The sequence below is a fragment of the Sediminibacterium sp. TEGAF015 genome (assembly GCF_025997995.1).
GTDB lineage: Bacteria > Bacteroidota > Bacteroidia > Chitinophagales > Chitinophagaceae > Sediminibacterium.
In genome coordinates, this window is sequence record NZ_AP026683.1 from 2,830,057 (window position 1) to 2,850,746 (window position 20,690).

The 20,690-nt window shown below is 38.9% G+C and carries 17 protein-coding genes and 1 tRNA gene; 15 read left to right on the forward strand and 3 right to left on the reverse strand.

All coding sequences use genetic code 11. The annotated features are described in order from the left end of the window. Positions 1-160 precede the first annotated feature (160 nt). Together mobA and TEGAF0_RS12615 are read left to right on the forward strand one after the other, a co-directional pair. The gene (gene mobA, locus TEGAF0_RS12610) at positions 161-607 is read left to right on the forward strand and encodes a conjugal transfer protein MobA (RefSeq protein WP_264898743.1); all 447 of its coding nucleotides are present in this window, start codon (positions 161-163) and stop codon (positions 605-607) included. 4 nt (positions 608-611) lie between these two features. After that, positions 612-1,874 (forward strand): relaxase/mobilization nuclease domain-containing protein, encoded by a 1,263-nt coding sequence (locus TEGAF0_RS12615; protein WP_264898744.1) that lies wholly within the window; start codon positions 612-614, stop codon positions 1,872-1,874. Between the two features lie 43 nt (positions 1,875-1,917). On the opposite strand, the gene pdxR is transcribed toward TEGAF0_RS12615, so the two are convergent. Then, positions 1,918-3,366: a MocR-like pyridoxine biosynthesis transcription factor PdxR gene (gene pdxR, locus TEGAF0_RS12620; RefSeq protein ID WP_264898745.1), complete on the reverse strand. Its 1,449-nt coding sequence runs from the start codon at positions 3,364-3,366 to the stop codon at positions 1,918-1,920. Positions 3,367-3,455: 89 nt separating this feature from the next. On the opposite strand from pdxR, the gene TEGAF0_RS12625 reads away from it, so the two are divergent. The 6 genes from TEGAF0_RS12625 to TEGAF0_RS12650 all read left to right on the forward strand — a co-directional run bounded on the left by TEGAF0_RS12625 (position 3,456) and on the right by TEGAF0_RS12650 (position 7,060). Next, positions 3,456-3,902, forward strand: coding sequence for a GNAT family N-acetyltransferase (locus TEGAF0_RS12625; protein WP_264898746.1), 447 nt, complete (start codon positions 3,456-3,458; stop codon positions 3,900-3,902). A 76-nt stretch (positions 3,903-3,978) separates the two neighbouring features. Then, a tRNA-Cys gene (locus TEGAF0_RS12630) sits at positions 3,979-4,049 on the forward strand. Positions 4,050-4,065: 16 nt separating this feature from the next. After that, the gene (locus TEGAF0_RS12635; protein WP_264898747.1) at positions 4,066-4,785 is read left to right on the forward strand and encodes an AAA family ATPase; all 720 of its coding nucleotides are present in this window, start codon (positions 4,066-4,068) and stop codon (positions 4,783-4,785) included. Between the two features lie 31 nt (positions 4,786-4,816). Beyond that, positions 4,817-5,302 (forward strand): GNAT family N-acetyltransferase, encoded by a 486-nt coding sequence (locus tag TEGAF0_RS12640; RefSeq protein ID WP_264898749.1) that lies wholly within the window; start codon positions 4,817-4,819, stop codon positions 5,300-5,302. A gap of 18 nt (positions 5,303-5,320) precedes the next feature. Then, complete coding sequence (locus tag TEGAF0_RS12645) at positions 5,321-6,055, forward strand: YggS family pyridoxal phosphate-dependent enzyme (protein ID WP_264898751.1); 735 nt, start codon at positions 5,321-5,323, stop codon at positions 6,053-6,055. Between the two features lie 159 nt (positions 6,056-6,214). Beyond that, positions 6,215-7,060: an RteC domain-containing protein gene (locus TEGAF0_RS12650; RefSeq protein WP_264898753.1), complete on the forward strand. Its 846-nt coding sequence runs from the start codon at positions 6,215-6,217 to the stop codon at positions 7,058-7,060. A gap of 268 nt (positions 7,061-7,328) precedes the next feature. On the opposite strand, the gene TEGAF0_RS12655 is transcribed toward TEGAF0_RS12650, so the two are convergent. Then, the gene (locus TEGAF0_RS12655; RefSeq protein ID WP_264898755.1) at positions 7,329-8,426 is read right to left on the reverse strand and encodes a Fic family protein; all 1,098 of its coding nucleotides are present in this window, start codon (positions 8,424-8,426) and stop codon (positions 7,329-7,331) included. Positions 8,427-8,661: 235 nt separating this feature from the next. Here TEGAF0_RS12655 and TEGAF0_RS12660 point away from each other — a divergent pair, with 235 nt between their 5' ends. Continuing rightward, the gene (locus TEGAF0_RS12660) at positions 8,662-9,825 is read left to right on the forward strand and encodes an ATP-binding protein (RefSeq protein WP_264898757.1); all 1,164 of its coding nucleotides are present in this window, start codon (positions 8,662-8,664) and stop codon (positions 9,823-9,825) included. Here TEGAF0_RS12660 and TEGAF0_RS12665 read toward each other — a convergent pair. Beyond that, a complete protein-coding gene (locus TEGAF0_RS12665) occupies positions 9,801-10,472 on the reverse strand; it encodes a FadR/GntR family transcriptional regulator (protein ID WP_264898759.1) in 672 nt (223 codons plus the stop codon). The two genes, TEGAF0_RS12660 and TEGAF0_RS12665, sit on opposite strands and share 25 nt — an antisense overlap. A 217-nt stretch (positions 10,473-10,689) precedes the next feature. On the opposite strand from TEGAF0_RS12665, the gene TEGAF0_RS12670 reads away from it, so the two are divergent. From TEGAF0_RS12670 to TEGAF0_RS12695, 6 genes are all read left to right on the forward strand, one after another. Then, complete coding sequence (locus TEGAF0_RS12670; protein ID WP_264898760.1) at positions 10,690-14,037, forward strand: SusC/RagA family TonB-linked outer membrane protein; 3,348 nt, start codon at positions 10,690-10,692, stop codon at positions 14,035-14,037. A 29-nt stretch (positions 14,038-14,066) separates the two neighbouring features. Next, the gene (locus TEGAF0_RS12675; protein WP_264898761.1) at positions 14,067-15,590 is read left to right on the forward strand and encodes a RagB/SusD family nutrient uptake outer membrane protein; all 1,524 of its coding nucleotides are present in this window, start codon (positions 14,067-14,069) and stop codon (positions 15,588-15,590) included. A gap of 87 nt (positions 15,591-15,677) precedes the next feature. After that, positions 15,678-16,616 (forward strand): dihydrodipicolinate synthase family protein, encoded by a 939-nt coding sequence (locus TEGAF0_RS12680; RefSeq protein ID WP_264898763.1) that lies wholly within the window; start codon positions 15,678-15,680, stop codon positions 16,614-16,616. Positions 16,617-16,651: 35 nt separating this feature from the next. Further along, entirely contained in the window at positions 16,652-17,851 is a 1,200-nt protein-coding gene (locus TEGAF0_RS12685; RefSeq protein WP_264898765.1) for a Kelch repeat-containing protein, read from the forward strand. Then, entirely contained in the window at positions 17,848-19,119 is a 1,272-nt protein-coding gene (locus TEGAF0_RS12690; protein ID WP_264898767.1) for an MFS transporter, read from the forward strand. Before TEGAF0_RS12685 ends, TEGAF0_RS12690 begins: the two co-directional genes overlap by 4 nt. 9 nt (positions 19,120-19,128) lie before the next feature. After that, positions 19,129-20,685, forward strand: coding sequence for a sialidase family protein (locus TEGAF0_RS12695; RefSeq protein WP_264898769.1), 1,557 nt, complete (start codon positions 19,129-19,131; stop codon positions 20,683-20,685). Positions 20,686-20,690: the final 5 nt, after the last annotated feature.

The window sequence follows — 20,690 nt, forward strand, 5'->3', positions numbered from 1 at the left end:
GGCTAACCCCAATCCGTTTGCAAAACGGATTTTTCTGAACCCTTGTTCAGAGCAAGTTATCTTTTGAGGTACTTGAAATAAATTTCCGTACCTCAAAAGCACTTGCCCTTGCAGGGGGCTGGAAACGGCTCCGAAGTCGCTCGTTTGTTTAAAATTTAAAATGGATTTTATTATGGAAGAGAAAAACAGAAAACAGATTAGGAAAACAGGACGAAAACCAAAGATTGACCCTGCCGTCAATCGGTATTCCATCAACCTGAATGCACAGGATAATGCCAAGTTTCTTGCACTCTTTGACCAGTCAGAAATGAAAGTAATTGCTCATTTTATCACAGCCTGTATCTTTCAAAAGACGGTAAAAACCGTCAAAATTGATATGGATGCTATCGAATATCACGAAAAGTTGACCCGCTTTTTTAGCCAGTTCCGAGCAATCGGAACAAATTATAATCAGATTGTGAAGATATTGTACCGAAATTTTTCAGAGAAAAAAGCAGGAACATACCTTTTTAAATTGGAAAAAGAAACGATAGAATTGGTAAAAGTTACTAAAAAAGTTATCCGTTTAACACAAGAATTTGAAGAAAAACATCTGAAAAAAGAGTAAAGTTATGATTGCAAAAATCGGAAAAGGGAGCAATATGTACGGTGCAATTTTGTACAATCAGCAGAAAGTGGACAGGGAAAACGGAGCGGTTTTGTTGCTGAACAAGATACCCGATACAATGAACGGCAGGTATTCCGTAGCGTATTTTAACAAGTGCTTTGAGCCATATCTATCGGCAAATATCAAAACAGAAAAGACGGTACGGCATATTTCGTTGAACCCCGACCCGAAAGACAATGTAAGCGATGAACAATTTACGGAAATGGCCCAGGAGTATATGGAACGTATGGGCTACGGCAGTCAGCCTTATATCATTTTTAAACATACGGACATTGACCGAACGCATATCCATATCGTTTCGACCTGTGTAGGCATTGACGGCAAGAAAATCCCCGATGATTACGACCACCCACGCTCAATGGCTATCTGTCGGGATTTGGAGCAGAAATACAACCTGCACAAAGCAACCGAGCAGGAGCAGAAACAAGCCGATAGAATTTTCAAAAAGGTAGAACAGCAGAAAGGCGATATTAAAAGCCAAATGGCTTCGGTAGTCCGTCATTTGCCAAAATATTACAGCTTTCCGACTATGGGAAGCTACAATGCCTTATTGTCACTTTTCAACATTACAGCAGAGGAAGTCAAAGGCGAACGTAACGGTCAGACGGTAAACGGATTGGTGTATGTAGCATTGGACGAGAACGGCAACAAGGTAAGCAATCCTTTCAAAGCATCGCTTTTCGGGAAAGAAACAGGCATTGCACAACTACAAAAGCACTTCGAGCAGTCCAAAGAGAAAATGAAAACCAACCCTGCAAGGTCAGTTCTAAAGAATATCGTTGAATTGGCTATGTACACGACAAGCAACGAAATAGAATTTAGAAAACAATTGACCGAACACGGTATTAATACGGTTGTTCGCAGGAACGATAACGGACGGATTTACGGTATAACTTTTATTGACCACGAAAGCCGAAGTGTTTGGAACGGTTCGGCTTTGGATAGAAACCTATCGGCAAATGTGTTTAATGATTGGTGGAACAACGGAAACAAGCCCGAATTGAAGATACAGGACAACCCTGTTTCCAATCCGAACACCATATATCACCAACCGACCAAAGACCTTTTCGAGTTTATCTCGCAGGAACATTCTCACAATTTCGATATGGGATTGTTTAGCCTGTTACCTGATGTAAAAGGCGAGGATTACGAAGAAGAACAGTTTGCTATTCGGATGAAAAAAAAGAAGAAAGGGAGAAAATTGTAAGCCCTCCATTTCAGAGGAGTTGGATAGTATATTAAGTAAATTTTTATTCTTTCTCTAACTCCATCTTTAGAGCCTCAACAGCCTGTGTCAGTTCTTTTTCATCCATCGAAGCAAAACCAAACCGAAATGCGTTTTGTTCCGCATTCCACCTGATAATTTTAAACTGCGTATTGGCAACAAGTCGGGCAATAGAATAGTCAGGGTTTAGTTTGATCCAGATAGACATTCCGCCTGTCGGCAACGTATAAGAAACGTACTTGCCTAATTTTTCTTTCATCAACGCATCTAAAAAATCTCTGCGTCCGTGATAACATTTCTTTGCCTTTTTCAGATGTCTTTTAAGTTCGCCTTCTTTTATCAATGTAGCCAAAGCATTCTGCATATAGCCATCGCCACCTACGTCTATTATTTTTCTGAAAGCCGTACATTGTTCGATAAAATTTTTTGGAGCTACCATAAAGCCCATACGTAAAGCAGGGTCTAATATCTTGGAAAATGAACCTATATAAATCACGTTTCCGTTGTGGTTGCCACTTGCCAAAGGTAAGTAAGGCGAGGAAGTATAATGATAATCATAGTCGTAATCATCTTCAATAATCACAAAAGAATAGTGCTGAGATAGTTCTAACAGTTTCATTCTCCGGTCTATGCTTAATGTTACCGTTGTAGGGTAATGGTGGTGCGGAATGACATACACGGCATCAATTTTTTGACGTTTGCAAATCTTTTCAATAGCATCGGTATCAATACCTTTATCATCTACATTTACCTCGATGATTTTCGCTTCGGTTTCCTCAAATGTTTTATTGGCAACAGGATAATTAGGATTACCTACAATGATTTTAGACGAATGCTCTAAAAGCAGTTGGGCAGATAAATAAATGCTCATTTGTGCCCCGTGAGTAATCAAAATATTATCAACCGAAATATTTAACCCTCTTGTTTCAGACAAATAATTAACCAGCTCTTCCCGAAGTTTCAAAGTTCCCTGCGTTGTTCCAATGTTAGCATTTTTAATGGCGTATTTTTTTGAAGTAAGCGAACGGTATGTTTTCAACAAATCATCTATTGGCGATAATCTTACGTCAGGGTGTCCGTCATCAATAACAACATCAGGGTAAGAAATACCATTTTCGCCAAATGTATTTTCTTCGATAATTCTAAAAGGTACATTCAAATCCTTTTCATAAGCAGTAACCGTATTGGGTTCGCCCCATTTTTGCGGTTTCAGCAGTGGGATATGTCCCGAAACGGCAACGTGCTTTCTCGGAACAATCATAATCCAATCTTGTGCGTCCAGTTCCTCGTAACCTGCAATCACAGTCTTACGGTGTACGCCCAATGTTTTGGCTAATTCACGGCTACTTGGCAGGTGCGTTCCAGCTTTCAAAGTACCGTTTCTGATAGCATTGATGATTGATATAGCAATCTGCCTGTAAACGGGAACTTTACTGTCTTTCTCTATAATGATGATGTGTTCGTATGGCAACATTGTGGACTACCTTTTATCTATAAATTGGACTACAAATATAGTCCTGTTTGTAAATACTTTTGTTTGATAAATCAAAATAGTTTTAAACAATGGAGTACAACATCGAAAAAGTAGGTCTGAAAGATTTAGACACAACAGCAGAATTATTTAACCTTTATCGGGTTTTTTACCGCCAAGCGGACGATTATGAAAGATGCAAAAAATTCATAGAGGAACGCTTGAACAATGACCAATCACACATTTTTGTGGTGTATGCAGGCGACAAAGCAGTCGGATTTGTTCAGTTGTACAAACTGTATCATTACATCAAATTGGCAAAGCAATGGTTGTTGAGCGATTTGTTTGTTCATCCCGATTATCGTGGCAAAGGGCTTTCGGTGGCATTGATAGACAGAGCAAAACAATGGTGTGATGAAACAGGAGCTTGCGGATTGATGCTTGAAACCGAAAAAACAAACGATATTGGCAACAAGCTCTATCCACGTTGCGGTTTTGAATATGACGGCAATCACAATTATTACTATTGGTGGAAATAACGGACAAGGCGGACTTAACCCTGTTGGATAATTTCATATTCCACAGGGTTAATCGGTTCGCCTTTTTTACAAAAATGGTCGGGTGGTTGAGTGGTTAGACAAGGGTACGCAATACCTTTCACAGTGGTTCAAATCCATTCCCGACCTCAATTTTATTTTTTGAATGAACGTATTTGACCTTATTATAAACGACAAAGAACAGGTAGCTTTAAACGATATATTTCTTGATGAAGCCAACAGGCAAAAGTTTGAACAGCTTATTAAGGAGCATAAATTTATCGAGGAATTAAACCAATACGGACTGCCTGTAAACAACAAAGTATTGCTTCACGGCAATTCGGGTTGTGGCAAAACGATGACTGCCAAAGCCATAGCACAGGCATTGGGTAAAAATATCCTTATCCTCAATTTGAGCAATGTAGTCTGTTCACGCATTGGCGAAACATCGCAGAATATCAAACAGATATTTGACAAAGCAGGCAGGGAAAAAGCCGTTTTGTTTTTAGACGAGTTTGACCAAATCGGAAAAGCAAGGGGCAACGATGATAAAGACGTAGGCGAAATGCGGAGATTAGTAAACACTTTAATACAGTTGATAGACTATTATCCTGAAAAAGCATTGTTGTTATGTGCCACCAATCACGCTGAAATTATTGACACAGCTTTGTTAAGACGGTTTCAGTTACGGATAAATTTTCAAATGCCTATTCAACAGGTTTTAGACGAGTATTACAACAAACTGTTATCCCGATTTCCAACGGAATTGCATAGCATAGAACGTATATATAATATTTCATTTGCCGAAGCCAAAGACCACACGTTTACATCAGTAAAATCGGTACTGATAAAAGAATTGGAAGAAAAATCAATCTGCAATAAATAGGAATAAAATAATAACGATATAAATCAGACAAATGAAAAACGAAATAATAATCAGAGAAATGAAAGAGCAAGATGTTCCTGAACTCTTACGGTTAATGGAAGGGATTGTTTTGTTTGAGGGCGATACCGATTTTAGCCTTTCGGAAAGCGACTTATTGAGCAGAGGGTTTGGAAAAAATCCACAATTTGGTGCTATTGTTGCAGATGCAGGCAATAACAAACTTGTGGGTATAGCCGTTCACTATATCATCCCCTTTATGCACACCCTAAAGCCCTCATTAATGCTCAAATGGCTGTATGTTGATTCCAATCAAAGAGGGAACAACATCGGTAAAAGATTGCTCAAGGGTCTTGCACAATATGCCTTAAATAATGGATATAAAAAGTTCAATTGGTTTGTACTTGGCAATAACGTTGATGCCCAAAAATTTTATATAAGTTTGGGAGCAAAACCAGATGATAAATGGATACGGTGGACAATTACACCTGAAAAAATGGCTGTATTGGCAGACCGATAATCTTTAATTATTGAAAGTATGAACGAAGAAATTTTACAAAACATTGCCGTCATACAAGAGCGGATAAACAACGCCTGTAAGGAAAACGGCAGAAGCCCTAAAGACGTAAAATTGCTACTGGCAACCAAAACCGTTCCTGCGGAGCGTATCAAAATCGCGTTGCAGGCAGGGCAAACATTGATAGCCGAAAACAAAGTGCAGGAACTCAAAGAAAAATACGAAGCATTGAACGATGTTCCGCATACCAATCATTTCATCGGGCATCTGCAAACTAATAAAATCAAAGACCTTTTGAAATATGATGTTTCCTGTATCCAATCGCTTGACCGTTTGGATTTGGCAGAAAAATTACACCAACGCTTACAGTTTGAAAGCAAGACCGTAGAAGTTTTGATACAGGTAAATACTTCCTTTGAAGAAAGCAAATTTGGTGCAAGCCCCGACAATGCCATTGAATTGGTAAAACAGGTTGCACAGTTGGAAACCTTGAAAATTAAGGGGCTGATGACAATAGGATTATTCAGTGCCGAAACCGAAAAAGTGCGTAAATGTTTCCGATTGCTTAAAGATATTCAACAAAAAATCATCACTCTAAACATTCCTAACGTAGAAATGCAGGAATTATCAATGGGTATGAGTGGCGATTTGGAAACTGCCATTGCAGAGGGAGCAACCATTATAAGAGTGGGTACGGCTATTTTCGGGCAAAGGATTTATCCCGATAGTTATTATTGGGATGAAAACATAAAATAACCGTATGGAACAATTTTACCACGACACGCTGAACAAATTAGAAACGGCAATCAACGAATTGGAGATTGATGTTGATAGCCCTATACAACACTTATTTTTTGGTGTTTTAGCGCTTGCAATAGTCTTCCTACGAGAAGTACAGTAAATAAACTAACAAAAATGACATCTTCATTAAATCATATTATCTCGGAGATACAGCGAAAAGAAAATGCAATTTCGCTGTCTGCACCTAATATCATTGATGAAGCGTATCAGATGACCATATACCTGCAAGAATACTTGTGGTCAATAAGAGAGGATATTACCCAGCAAGGTTTTAAAAACCATTGGGAGGAAATCAATTTCTTTCGCAACATTAAGCCATACATCCTTTCTAAACTCATTTACCACAATAAGATATTTCGCATACAGACCGCTTGTCCTGTCGACGGAGGGAAAATGTACGCAAGTTATTTTTCAGAACAGTTGCAAGAATTAAAACAGGAATACCAAGAGCATATCTACAATTCAGATTTTTACAGATATTACCGTTCGGGAAGAACCGACCGTGATGAAACTTACTTTAGGTTGGGCAACATCAATTTCCACGATGGGCTGAATAGTTTCGTCTTTGAAATTGACCCGCTGTTTTCAACCTACTATGATTACAAGGTGGCTCGGATAATAGCAAATGAGCTACTCTATACCTACATACTCCAAAAAATCAACAATGATGAAATAGCAGGCTCTCTTTCTGCAAGCGGTATCTCATCTGATGGTATTCTTTGGACAGATACCAAAAATGCCTTAATAGAGCTGATTTATGCGCTGTATGCGAATGGCTCTCTTTCCTATGGTAAAGTAGGGATACGAAAAGTCAGTTTGGTTTTCGAAAAATTGTTTCAAATTACCTTAGGGGATTTACATAATTCTTTCCACCGAATGAAATATCGTGCCGGTTCCCGAACCTCATTTTTAGACCAGCTGAAATCTTCTTTGGAAGAATATATGGACAAGGATTTATAGAAGTAGCAAAAACAAACAAAAAGGGAAGCAAAGGTAACGGATAACGATAACTGCGCACGCATAATGGCTTCGCCACCCTTCGGGACTTATAGTGCTTCGTTATCTTATATCCGTTAGCAAAATGGCTTTCTTTTTTTTCTGTTTTTTTCTTTTGGAGTGAATTTTAGTTTTTAATATTCCATAGCAGTAACTTCCGCACTTAGGGAGGTCAACCGTTCCAAATCTTCCAAAAAATGTTTCGAGATTTGTTCGGTTTCGGCTGCAATTTTTATTCTTTTATTTTGTAGCTGGTGCTTCGCCCTCCAGCTTCTTCCTTCACCAAAATTTTCTTTGTAACTAAATCCTGAATATCGCGTAATGCTGTATCAGTTGAACATTTGGTCATCTTTGCCCATTTAGAAGTATTGAGCTTACCTTCAAACCCGTCTAGTATTTTGTTCAGCATTGTATATTGGCGAATATTCAAATCTATATTACTGATAGCATCCCAAAACTGAGTTTTATAATTCACTAGTTGTAGCGTGGTTTCCACTCTATCAAAAGAATGCCCTAAACAAGTTAGAAACCATTCTAACCATTTGGTAATATCTAATGAACCTTTCTGTGTTTGCTCTAATATATTATAGTAATTATTTCGTTCTTCACGTATCTGCGTCGACATACTGTAAAACCTTTGGGTCGTTCTATCTGCACGCGCGAGTTGCATATCAGTAATGGCTCTTGCGATACGTCCATTCCCATCTTCAAAGGGGTGAATGGTTACAAACCATAAATGCGCAATGGCAGATTTCAATACAGGATCAAGTTCGTTCTCTGTATTAAACCAATCTAGAAAAAATGCCATTTCGGTCGAGACTCTCGATGCTTCCGGTGCCTCAAAGTGTACTTTTTCTTTACCAAAAGTGCCCGATATAACCTGCATAGGACCATTTTCGCCTGTTCGCCAAGCTCCCACTGTAATTTTAGAGAGACCACTTCTACCTGTCGGGAATAAAGCAGCATGCCAATCATAAAGACGTTCTTCTGAAAGTGTATTTTCAAAATTTTGAGTAGCATCTAACATCATATCAACAACCCCATCAACATATCGATCAGAAGGTACTACACCACTTACCTCCATACCAAGCTTACGAGCAATGGAAGAACGTACTTGATTGGAGTCAAGGAATTCCCCCTCTATTTCACTTGATTTAACCACTTCCAAGGTTAAATTGTCCAAGGTAGATTCTGCCCGAAGTGAAAAACCTACTGTTTCCATTTTGCCTAGCATTTTGCCTTGTCTATGGCGGATTTCTGCTAATAATTTAGTCAGTTTCGAGCTATCCCATTCGAATGCAGGCCAGTTTGGTTTTTCGTGAATATACATATTCGCCGCTTTTGTGCAGTGAATATACGTATTATTCTTCGCATATTAGTCATTATCCACCGTAAATATGCGGTGAATAAAAGTGGAGTTCGCCGCATACCCGAATAGGGTAGAGCAGCTAATCCTTTGTTAGCAGAATTAAGTAAAGTAAAGGGGGGGCTAAAAATAAAAATTCGGTTGCTTGAGCGACTTAATTTACGTAAATTGAGACAGTTTAACGACCTAATTTTGAAAAATGGATATACCTCGTATTGTACAAACGCAAGTGGAAGCTAAGATTGGGCAACAAAAAATTATCCTTTTGTATGGAACAAGAAGAACTGGTAAAACTACCATCATTGAGAAAATTGTTGAAAAGTACCAGAAGGGGGCGATGCTTTTGCATGGTGAGGATTTGTTTGTTTCTGAGTTATTGCAAAATCGATCAGTTACCAATTATCAACAAATAACCCAGGGTAAGAAATTACTCATTATAGATGAAGCACAATCAATTCCTGAGATTGGAAAAATATTGAAACTATTGATAGATACTATTAAGGGTATTACTGTTATAGCTACCGGTAGTAGCAGTTTTGATTTAGTCAATAAAACAGGTGAGCCTTTGGTTGGTCGTAATCTTGAATATTATTTATATCCTATTGCTCAACAAGAACTTTCCTCAATAGAAGATTTCTTAACAACTGTAAAAAATCTAGAAGAAAGGCTTGTGTTTGGGTCTTACCCAGAGTTATGGCATTTGAATACCTTTCAAGAGAAAGAAAATTATTTAAAACAGTTAGTAAATAGTTATCTGCTAAAGGATTTGCTAATGATTGAAAATGTAAAAGGTCCGGATATACTTTATAAGTTATTGCAATTGTTGGCTTGGCAAGTAGGAAGTATGGTTAGCACTGTTGAACTAGCCAAAAATTTGCAAATAAATAAACTTACAGTTGAGCGTTATTTAGACCTATTGTCTAAAGTATTTATCATATACTCAGTTTCAGGTTATAGTAAGAACTTGAGAAAAGAAGTGTCCAAAAGTAAAAAATGGTATTTTTTTGATAATGGAATTCGCAATGCTTTGATTAACAATTTTAGCCCATTAAGTCAGCGAAATGATATTGGTCAATTATGGGAACAATATTTCTTGAGTGAGCGGATGAAATTCAACCGCTACAATAATTATCAACCACAATATTTTTTTTGGCGTACTTATGATGGTCAAGAAATTGATTTGTTGGAATTGAATAATGGACAATTACATGCATTCGAATGTAAGTGGAAAGAAGCTAAAGTCAAAGTTCCACTTGGTTTTCAGAAAGCTTATCCAGATGCAAAATTTACTGTAATTAACAAAGAAAACTATTTGGACTGGATCACAAAAAATGATGATTATTCAAACAGCCTGGTAAAATGATTTTCCAAATGCACCCGCATACCATTGCGGAATTCTTCGGGAGAACCGTTCTCTAAAATGTCCACCAGTTCTTTGTGAGATACGAATGTCTTTAACATGGGCTGTTTTTTCAATAACCCACTGTTGTGCACATAATCAAAAACAGGCAACAACATTTTCTGGAATTTCTTTAGGGTTTCATTACCAGTTATTTCATACAGCTTTCCGTGAAAGGCAATCTCGTGTTCAATATTAAATAGATGGTACTGTGTGGCTGGTGGCTCGTCTGATACAATCTGACGAAGGCCTGCAATATCTTCTTTGGTAATTCTATGAAACAATAAATCGGCCATTCCAATTTCTAATACCAACCGAATTTCAAATATCTCTTTCAATGTTTCAGGAGCTAGAATATGCGGATTCATACTCTTGCTCATCAGACCAAAAATATCGGGGCTGGTAATGACAGATCCTTTTTTCTTTTTGGATTCAATCAATCCCATAATGCGAAGTCGCGTAAGGGCTTCGCGAATGACAGTTCTGCTCACCCCTAAAGCAGCAGCAAGTTCAATTTCCTTTGGGATTACATCCCCCACAGACAGCTTTTGTTTTTGTAGTAAATCTACCAAGCTGTCTTCCACTTTGTCCACCAGACTACTGGTGTCCATGGGTTTTATTTCATGTTTAATCGTGGCTAGGGTCATTCGATTATGTATAACTTATTAATTCCAGACACTAAAGGTACCAAAAATGCAGCAATTTTTAAGATAACTCATAAGATACTAAAAATCAATATATTATAAAATTGTTAAAGTTTTTTTGGATTTTAAATAAAAACATTATTAGTTTTATGTCATACATAATACAAAATTAAAACTGCTTGCCATGAACGCAAATCGCTTTAAACTCAGTTTGGTTGCATTGTTTACAATGCTTTCCACTGTGTTGTTAGCCCAAACAAAAAAAATCTCCGGTACCATCCTGAGTGATGATGCCAAACCGATTGCAGGGGTTTCTGTTACCATCAAGGGTAAAAAGACAGGAACCCAAACCAACGCTCAGGGTACCTATACCATTGAAGCAAGCCAGGGATCTACCCTTGTTTTCTCTATGGTTGGATTTGGTACCAGAGAAATTGTAGTTGGCAATAGTGCTGTTGTGGATCTTTCCCTAAGTGCTGTTGTTTCCGAATTGGAAGACGTAGTAGTAACAGGTTACGGTTCTCAGAAAAGAAAAGAGATTACCGGTGCTGTGGTTACTGTTAATCCAAAAGCATTTGAACATTCACCAACTACTAATGTTGCAACCGTTCTTCAGGGTAATGCCCCGGGCTTACGAATTCAACAACGTACTGGTCAACCGGGTACAACTCCTTCTATTACTTTCAGAGGAGGTACAGAATTCGGTGGAGGAGGTACACCCTTGTTTATTGTTGATGGAGTGATTGTGCCTTCTTTATATGGGTTAGACATTAATGATGTAGCAACCATTGACCTTTTAAAAGATGCGGCAACTACTGCAATATATGGAGCCAGAGCAGCCAATGGTGTTGTATTGGTAACTACTAAAAAAGGAAAAAAGGGCAAAGCGCAGGTAACCTACTCTTATCAAAACACAACCAACTATATCCGTAAAAACCCGTCTGAATATTTGAGCGCATCAGATTATATCCGCATGAATCGCCTGGGCATTCAGGCTAGATTCCGTGGAGATTCCTTAGACAACAATACCAATGCAATGAACACTGACCGTGGTCAATTATTGGGTGCCTGGGGTTGGGCAGTTAACTCTGGATGGAGAACAGATATTGGTTTGTACACCACACAATTATTAAACAATGCAAATCGTGCATTGCTGAATGATTCAAGATGGAAGCTTTTAGTTGATCCTAATCCATTTGCTCCAGGTACAATGGATAGTATCATCTTCACTGATATCAGTGCAAGAGAAAGAGAAATGATGATTTTGCAACAGAACAATACCAGCGAACACAATATCAATTTCTCTGGAGCTAACGATCAAGGCAATTACGCATTGTCATTGGGTTCTGTAAGAGATAACGGTATGATTATCGGATCTCAGTTAAAAAGAATGAATTTAAATTTTAACGGGGGATTGAATATTGGGGAAAGATTGAAAGTTTCTACCAATATCAGTGCATACAATGTTGAGCAGGCTTTGCCATATGGAGGGTTTAACAACGTAGATCCAGAAGGGGGTGCTGCGGGTGGATTGTTACAGCGTTTTGTAGGTGTTGCTCCAACAGTTCGTTACACCAACTATGCAACTGGTGAAATTTTGCCTGGTCCAAATGATGTTACTTTAGGTAATCCAGCTTACTGGAGCAATCTTACCGTAAACAATACCAATCAACAACGTTTCTTAGGAGGTATTAATTTAGAATACACGATTCTGCCTTATTTAAAAATATTGGCAAGTGGTTCTGGTTATTATCAATATACCGCCAATAATTTCTTTACCAAAGCTTTTCAACAAGGTAATGGGGGTGCTATGAACACCAACAGAGCTGCCAGTTTTAATACTTCTAAAACCATGCAGTATACCACCAATGCTTTCTTGCAATTCAATAAGCGTTTTAAAGAGCACAATGTAACAGCATTGGCAGGTATGGAATTCTACGATTACAAAAACTATGTTACATCTGGATTTGCACAAGGTGCACCAACAGATTTAATTCCTTGGTTAACTGCTGCAACGCCTCCAAACGTTCAGGGAACAACCATTGTAAATCCTGCAGGTGCTTCTACCAATTTTGATCAGTGGGAAAGAATTGCTTCTTCTATTGCACGGGTAAACTATTCATTCATGAATCGTTACTTATTAACTGCAGTAGTGAGAGTAGATGGATCCAGCAGATTGAAAAAAGGAAACTATTATGGAACCTTCCCAGGTGTTTCTTTAGGATGGAATATGCAAGAAGAAGCTTTCTATAAAAACTCTTTCTTGTCTAAATATATTACCAGAGTTAAGCCAAGATTAAGTTATGGTGTTAATGGTAATGTAAGTTCTTTAGGATTCTTTGCTACTTCACAGGTGTACAACAATGCAGGAACCTACAATGGATTTGGAGGTACTTATGTAGCCAACTATATCAACTCAGATGTAAGATGGGAGCGCACCAACAGTTTAAATATTGGATTGGATGCGGGCATTTTAAATGAGCGTGTTAGTTTCAGTGTAGACTATTTTGTTAGAAATGTATTTGACAAATTAGCCGGATTAAATATTTCTTCTCAAACCGGTTTTAGCAGTTTCACCACCAACTTAGGACAATTGCAAAATCGCGGTATTGAATTAGTAGTAAATGCTAAAATCATTGAGCCTAAAAAAGATGGAGGATTTGCGTTATCAGTTGGCGCAAACTACTATCATGTAAAAAGCTATGCAAAGAAATTACCTTTTAATGGTCTGGAAGGAAATAGAACCAGCGGTTTCTTTGTATGGGATCCTAATAACCCCGGAAAACAAATTTATGTAGGTGGTTTAGTGGAAGGGCAAAGAATTGGTTTAGATGAAGTTTGGGCTCCAAAATGGAATGGCATTTATACAGATCCATCCACTATTGCAAGAGATGCGAATGTGTACAATTCCTTCCTTCCTTACAATAACAAGCGTATCAAACAACTGGGAGATGCACAGTGGCATCAGGTAAATCCCAATGATACCATTGATAGCAGACAATTTGTATATGTAGGTAGAACAACACCTCAACATATGGGTGGCTTCAACATAGCCAGTTCTTTCAAAGGCATTCGTTTGTATGCACAGTTTGATTATGCATTCGGCTTCGTGATTTTGAACAACCAAATTGTAAGAGGATTGAGTCAGGTTCAAGGTTCTCAGAATTCAACTACCGATGTATTAAAAACATGGACACCGGACAATCCAACAGCTACCATGCCTAGATATTATTGGGCAAACCAGGGTAGAAACTATGCAACCGATGCAAGTGGAAATAATCCAGCTGCCAATTTATGGGAGAAAGGTGATTATGTAATGTTGAGAGAATTAACCCTTGCTTATGATTTGCCTACTTCTGTAATTAGCAGATACCTGGCTAATAGAGTAAAAGGATTGAGCGTAAACGTTACAGGATCTAACTTATTCTATCTGTCTGGATACAGTGGCAACTTCCCTGAAGTGGGCGGATTTGACCAAGGTAAATTCCCGCTACCAAGAAGATTAACCATTGGCGTAAGAGTAACCCTATAATGGATTGTTCAGCAATTAAAATGAAAGCAATGAAACACAATAAAATATTTATAACAGCTTCGCTACTCATCGTTCTGGTAGCAGCAGCTTGTACCAAAAAATTAGACGAAGTAGTACCGCAAAGCAGTATTAGCAAAGACCAGGCACTGAAAGATCCCAATGCTGCCAGAACCCTTTATTACGGTACTTATGGATTGTTCCGCTCTTATGCCAGTACCTTTCAGCAGTTAGGTGAAATGCGTGGTGATACTTGGGTGGATGGATTGTTCACAGAGAGTGTTGACGGTGGTTTGCAAAACTTATATCGCCACAACATCAGTAGCTTAAATGTACCTTTCAATAACTGGGGAGGTTTGTATAACCTATTGTATAATTTTAATAATGTCATTAAAATTATTCCTCAAACACCTTTGCCCGAAGCAGAGAAAACGCGAATCTTGGCAGAAGTGCATGGTTTAAGAGCCTATGTATATTATACCATGCTCAGAACCTGGGGTGCTGTGCCATTGAATACAGAACCAGTTGCAACCTTAACCAATACAGCAGAAACTTATAAGCCCAGAACAGGTGCGGATTCTATCATGTTACAAGTGAAAGCGGATATTGCTAAATCATTGGATCTGTTTGGCACTGCAACACCTGTATCAACTGATAAGCGTGTGGTGTGGAGTAAATTAGCTACACTGGTATTAAAAGGAGATGTTTTCATTTGGTCTGGAACCCATATGGGTGGCGGCGCTGCAGATTTTACAACTGCTAAAGCAGCATTGTTAGAAGTTAGAAATTTACAGGGTGCTAACTTGAATTTGCAAGCCAATTACCGCGACATTTTTGATCCCACCAAAAAAGTGAACAATGCAGAAATGATTTTTGCGATCAACTATGAATTGCAGCAAGCTCAATTAACTTTCTTTGGTAACTATTCTGTTAACTCCATTCAAGCAAATACACTGTCCTTTTCACAGGCTGCTACACCAACGGTTTCTTCTGTTTACCCATATGTAAATGGAGCGAACAGAGTAGGTATGAATCAGGCAATGATTACCCGTTTAACTTCTGGCTTGGCAGATCAAAGAATCAGCAATTCCTTCCGTGTTATGTATTCTAATGCAGCTCCTTTTGCTATTAGAGGAGTAATGTTGACTAAGTATTTGGGAACCGTTGCTGGAACTTCTCAAATTTACAATAACGATTATCCCATCTATCGCTATGCAGATGTGTTGTTGTTGTTAGCAGAAGCCAAAACCAAATTAGGGGAAGATCCTTCTGCAGAAATTAACGCGATTCGTTTAAGAGCTTATGGTAGTGGTTACACACCATTTGTGAGTGGAAGCCAAACTGCCAATATGAATGCCATTTTGGAAGAAGATCTTAGAGAATTCATAGGGGAAGGAAAGCGTTGGTTTAGTCTGCGCAGAGCAGGTGATGCATATACGTATGCCAATATAAATCCTGCTTATTTAAGTCCTAGCAGTACAGCTAAGTTCTTATTACCACTTTCTTTGACGATGCTAAATGCCGATCCTTTGTTAACACAAACAGCCGGCTACTAAAAAATACTTTATTAAGCAAGCATAAATGGTAGTTTTGAAAACCAGGGGGTAGCAATACCCCCTGCATTTATCTTTTAAATTTTTGTTATGGAATTTACCCATTTGCAAGGATTAATTGCCGCTCCTTTTACCCCAATGCATGCCGATGGCAGCATTCATCTTGAATTGATTCCCGATTATTATGCTTTACTAAAAGCCAATGGGGTTACCGGTGCTTTTATCTGCGGCTCAACTGGCGAAGGGGTTTCGCTTACATTACAGGAAAAGAAAGCAGTTGCAGAAGCCTGGGCAGCTTGCAGTAAAAATGACCCTGCTTTTTCAGTAATGCCTTTGTTAGGAGGAACCTGCATAGCAGATGCAAAAGAGTTGGCAAAGCATGCCCAAGAAATTGGATTAGACGCAGTATCATTTACTGCACCTTCTTATTTTAAACCTGCCAATGTGCAGATGCTGGCAGCTTGCTGTAAGGAAATTGCAGCAGTAGTTCCAGATATGCCTTTCTATTATTATCATATACCGGTGTTAACTGGCGTAGGCTTTCCTATGTACGATTTATTACAAGCAATAGATGGATTGATTCCCAACTTTGCAGGAGTGAAATATACCCATGAAGATTTTATGGATTTTTTATCTTGTTTGCATTTTAAGAATGGGAAGTACGATATGGTTTGGGGCAGAGATGAAAATATGTTACCCGCATTGGCCATTGGAACCAAAGCTTCTATTGGAAGTACATATAATTATGCAGCCCCCTTGTATCATCAATTGATGGAGGCATTTGAAGCGGGTGATTTGTTAAAGGCACAGGCATTGCAACAACAGTCCATTGATATGATACGCTTACTCGGAAAGTATGGTGGCATTGCAACGGGAAAAGCGTATATGAAATTGATTGGGTTAGACTGCGGTGGATTCAGGCTACCTGTGAAGAATATGGATGCAGTAGCTTTTGAACAATTTAAGCAAGAGGTTGCTAACTTGTCTTTTGACAGTTACTGTTCAAAAAAGCCAGCTGTAGCAAGGTAGGCTGTTGCAAAATAGGTGAAAACAAACCCTGCATTATGCACAATCTTGTATTTCTTTTTATTCTATCATTAATTGCGCAACCCTTGATTGCACAGACCCCTCATACACAAGCAGTAGAAACTTCCATAGCTGCAACCCTTCCTTCGATGGGTGTTGCAGGTCCTGTAACGGGCTTGCTACAAAATCATTTAATTGTAGCAGGGGGTGCAAATTTCCCTAATGGAATGCCATGGAAGGGAGGAAGTAAAATATATCATGACAAGATTTTTATTTATCAGCGGATTCACAAAGAAGAAAATCAACAACATATATCCTATCCTATAAAAGACGGCCATTCGGAAACGCAATTTCCACTTGAATTAATTGCGCAAGACCAGCAATTGCCAGAACCGATTGCGTATGCTGCCATTTGTAATACAGAGAAGGGACTTTTAGTGATTGGAGGAGAAAATGCAAATGGGATTAGTGATAAAACGAGGTTATTACAATGGGAGCCTGCAAATAAAAAAATAGTATACAAATCCTATCCTGCTTTACCCATTCCTCTTACCAATGCAAGTGCTGTTTGTGTAAACAACCGAATCTATCTAATGGGTGGTGAAACAGCAACAACAACCAGTGATATTATTTATGTTCTAGATAACAATCAACTTAGTAAGGGTTGGCAAGTAGTAGGTAAAATGCCGAAACCGCTTTCTCATACGGTGCTAACAAGCATTGCACATGAAGAAAATGCTGCTTTGTATGTAATGGGGGGGAGAAAAAAACAAGCCAGTGGAATCAGTTTATTTAGTCAATCGCTGTATAGGTATAATATTAAAGAGAATACTTGGGAACAATTGGCTGATATGCCCTACGCATTGAGTGCAGGAACAGGTGTTTGGTGGAATCAAGACCAACTCATTTTATTTGGCGGCGATAAGGGCGTTGTATTTAATCAAGTAGAAAAATATTTAGTTGCCATTGCCAACGAAACGGATTCAATAAAAAAACAAGCACTGATTCAACAAAAAAACAATTTGCAGGAAAGCCATCCAGGCTTCAGTAGAGAGATTCTAATGTACGCTGCCAATACCAATCAGTGGACAGCAATCGGTAAGCTTACACAGGATACACCGGTAACCACTTCTGCTTTTATTTGGAAATCCGCTGTCTATATCCCTAGTGGAGAAATTAAAGCAGGCGTAAGATCACCATATATATTACAAATCAATTTCCATCCCCCGCATCCATGATAGCTTCTAAAAAATATCCTTGGGTGGTAGTAGCGTTACTATGGGTAGTAGCGCTACTCAATTATATGGACAGGCAGATGCTGAGTACCATGAAACCCGCTATGCAGGCCGATATTGAGGCTCTGAATAGCGCCACTCATTTCGGAAATCTCATGGCAGTTTTTTTGTGGATCTATGGATGCATGAGTCCTGTTTCTGGTATCATAGCCGATAGGGTCAATCGAAAAAAAATTATTGTCGGAAGTTTATTTGTGTGGAGTGCCATCACATTTACGATGGGATATGCTACCACCTTTGATCAATTGTATTGGTTAAGAGCAGGCATGGGTATTAGTGAAGCTTTGTATATACCAGCTGCTCTTTCCTTAATAGCCGATTACCACGATAACAAAACGCGTTCCTTGGCTATTGGTATTCATATGACGGGTTTGTATATGGGACAAGCGTTGGGTGGATTTGGCGCAACAATTGCCGCAAGCTATTCCTGGCAATCGGCATTTACCAGTTTTGGGTTGATTGGAATCGTCTATTCTGTGGTATTGATTTTATTTTTGCGAGAGAAGCCTACAGTTGGCAGTACGGACCTAGCGGCAGCGGTTGCCTCAACAGTAACGCATCCTAGCCCATCCTCAAAAATTAAATTCTCTGCACTTGCATCTGTCTTCAAAAGTTTAACAGTCTTACTTTCCAATATTTCTTTCTGGGTCATCTTATTTTATTTTGCCGTTCCTAGTTTGCCGGGTTGGGGTGTGAAGAATTGGTTGCCCACTTTGTTTTCACAAAACTTACATATTGAAATGTCATTGGCTGGGCCACTATCTACCATTACGATTGCGGCTTCTTCCTTTTTGGGTGTTATACTCGGTGGTATACTTTCAGATAAATGGGTGCAAAAAAATATCCGTGGTCGTATCTATACCAGTGCTATTGGGTTATCATTAACTATTCCTGCATTATTATTAATTGGTTTTGGCGATAGTATGTTTCATATGGTAGGAGCCGTTTTCTTTTTTGGCTTTGGCTATGGAATGTTTGATGCGAACAATATGCCGATTCTCTGTCAGTTTGTAGAAGCAAAGTACAGAGCTACTGCTTATGGACTCATGAATATGACAGGCGTATTTGCCGGCGCATTCATTACAAATATGTTAGGTAAGTCAACTGATGCAGGAAGTTTAGGAAAGGATTTTGCATTTATGTCTGTAGTAATTGTGTTTGCGTTGGCTTTACAATTGACCGTTTTGCGGCCGAAAAATTCAATCGATTAAACTGGCTATATGAAAAAAATCTCCATCATTGGAATGGCTTTAATGTTTTTGTTGCAAGTTGGTTGTTCCAAAAAATCCATTGCAGCACCGGGTGAAGTAAAAGCTATTGCTTATGCACCAGCTATTCCCGTATTAAAAGGTTTAGAACAAAATGCGGTATTAAGAGTGGGTATTTTTATTCCAGCAGATCAAACTGCACAAGATTTTCAAAAGATTAGCATGACACTAAATGGAGCTGCTATTTCGGATGTAGAAAAATTGCAATTCTATTTAACCGGTGCAGAGCCATTTAATACACAGCAATTATTAACCAGTTTCCAGCCCACTACTGCTCAATTTGATGTGCCCCTTAGTTTGAAACTCAATGCGGGTGCTTATTTTGTTTGGGTAAGTGTACAGTTAAAATCAAGCGCATCCATTGATGGACTCATAGAAGTTCGCGCAAAAAAATTATGGACTTCGAATGGTAAAGCCATTACTATTGCTGAACCTGCAGGTCCTTATGCAAAACAAAAAGGGAGTGCAGTTCGCAAAGCCAATGAGGATGGGGTACATACCTACCGTATTCCCGGTATGGTTGCAACGGATAAAGGAACTTTGTTGTCTGTGTACGATATCCGTTACAAAAACAGCGCGGATTTGCCTGGCAATATAGATGTTGGGTTGAGTAGATCCACCGACAGTGGAAAAACTTGGCAGCCCATGAAAGTGATTATGGATATGGGAGCGCCGCATGAAAACAACGGCGTGGGTGATCCCGCCATACTTTTTGATCCCATCACTAAAAAAATATGGGTAGCCGCATTGTGGAGTAAGGGCAATCGTTCCATTGCAGGATCATTACCTGGTATATCCCCCGATACCACTGGACAATTTGTTTTAGTAAGCAGTGACGACGATGGACTAACTTGGTCTACACCTTACACGATTACCCCTCAAATTAAAAATCCCAAATGGCATTTGTTTTTCAATGGTCCAGGATCGGGTATTGCAATGAAAGATGGGAAGTTGGTTTTTGCCGCACAGTATTGGGACGACGTAAAGAAGCCTTATTCCACTATTATTTATAGCAATGATCATGGCGCTAGTTGGGTAGGAAATTTGAACGGACCTAAATCCAATACAACTGAAAGTCAGGTGGTAGAAACTACTCCTGGTACTTTAATGCTGAATATGCGTGATAATCGGGGTTCATTCAGAAGTGTTGCCACTACTAGTAATATGGGCGCAACTTGGACAGAACATGCTACTTCTTACAATGCATTGCAAGATCCCGTTTGCATGGGTAGTATTATCAAAGCACAAGTGAAAGTGAAAGGGGTGATGAAAGAAGTATTGTTCTTCAGCAATCCCAATACTACCAATGGTCGTTACGATATTACCATTAAAGCGAGTTTAGATTTAGGACAAACTTGGTTGCCTGCCAATCAGTTGTTGATAGATGAAAGAAACTGTTATGGATATTCTTCTTTAACACAAATAGATGCAGAAACAATTGGTATTCTCTACGAAGGAACACGGGACTTGTATTTTGTAAAAGTTCCTGTGGCGTCTATTATCAAGTAGGGAAA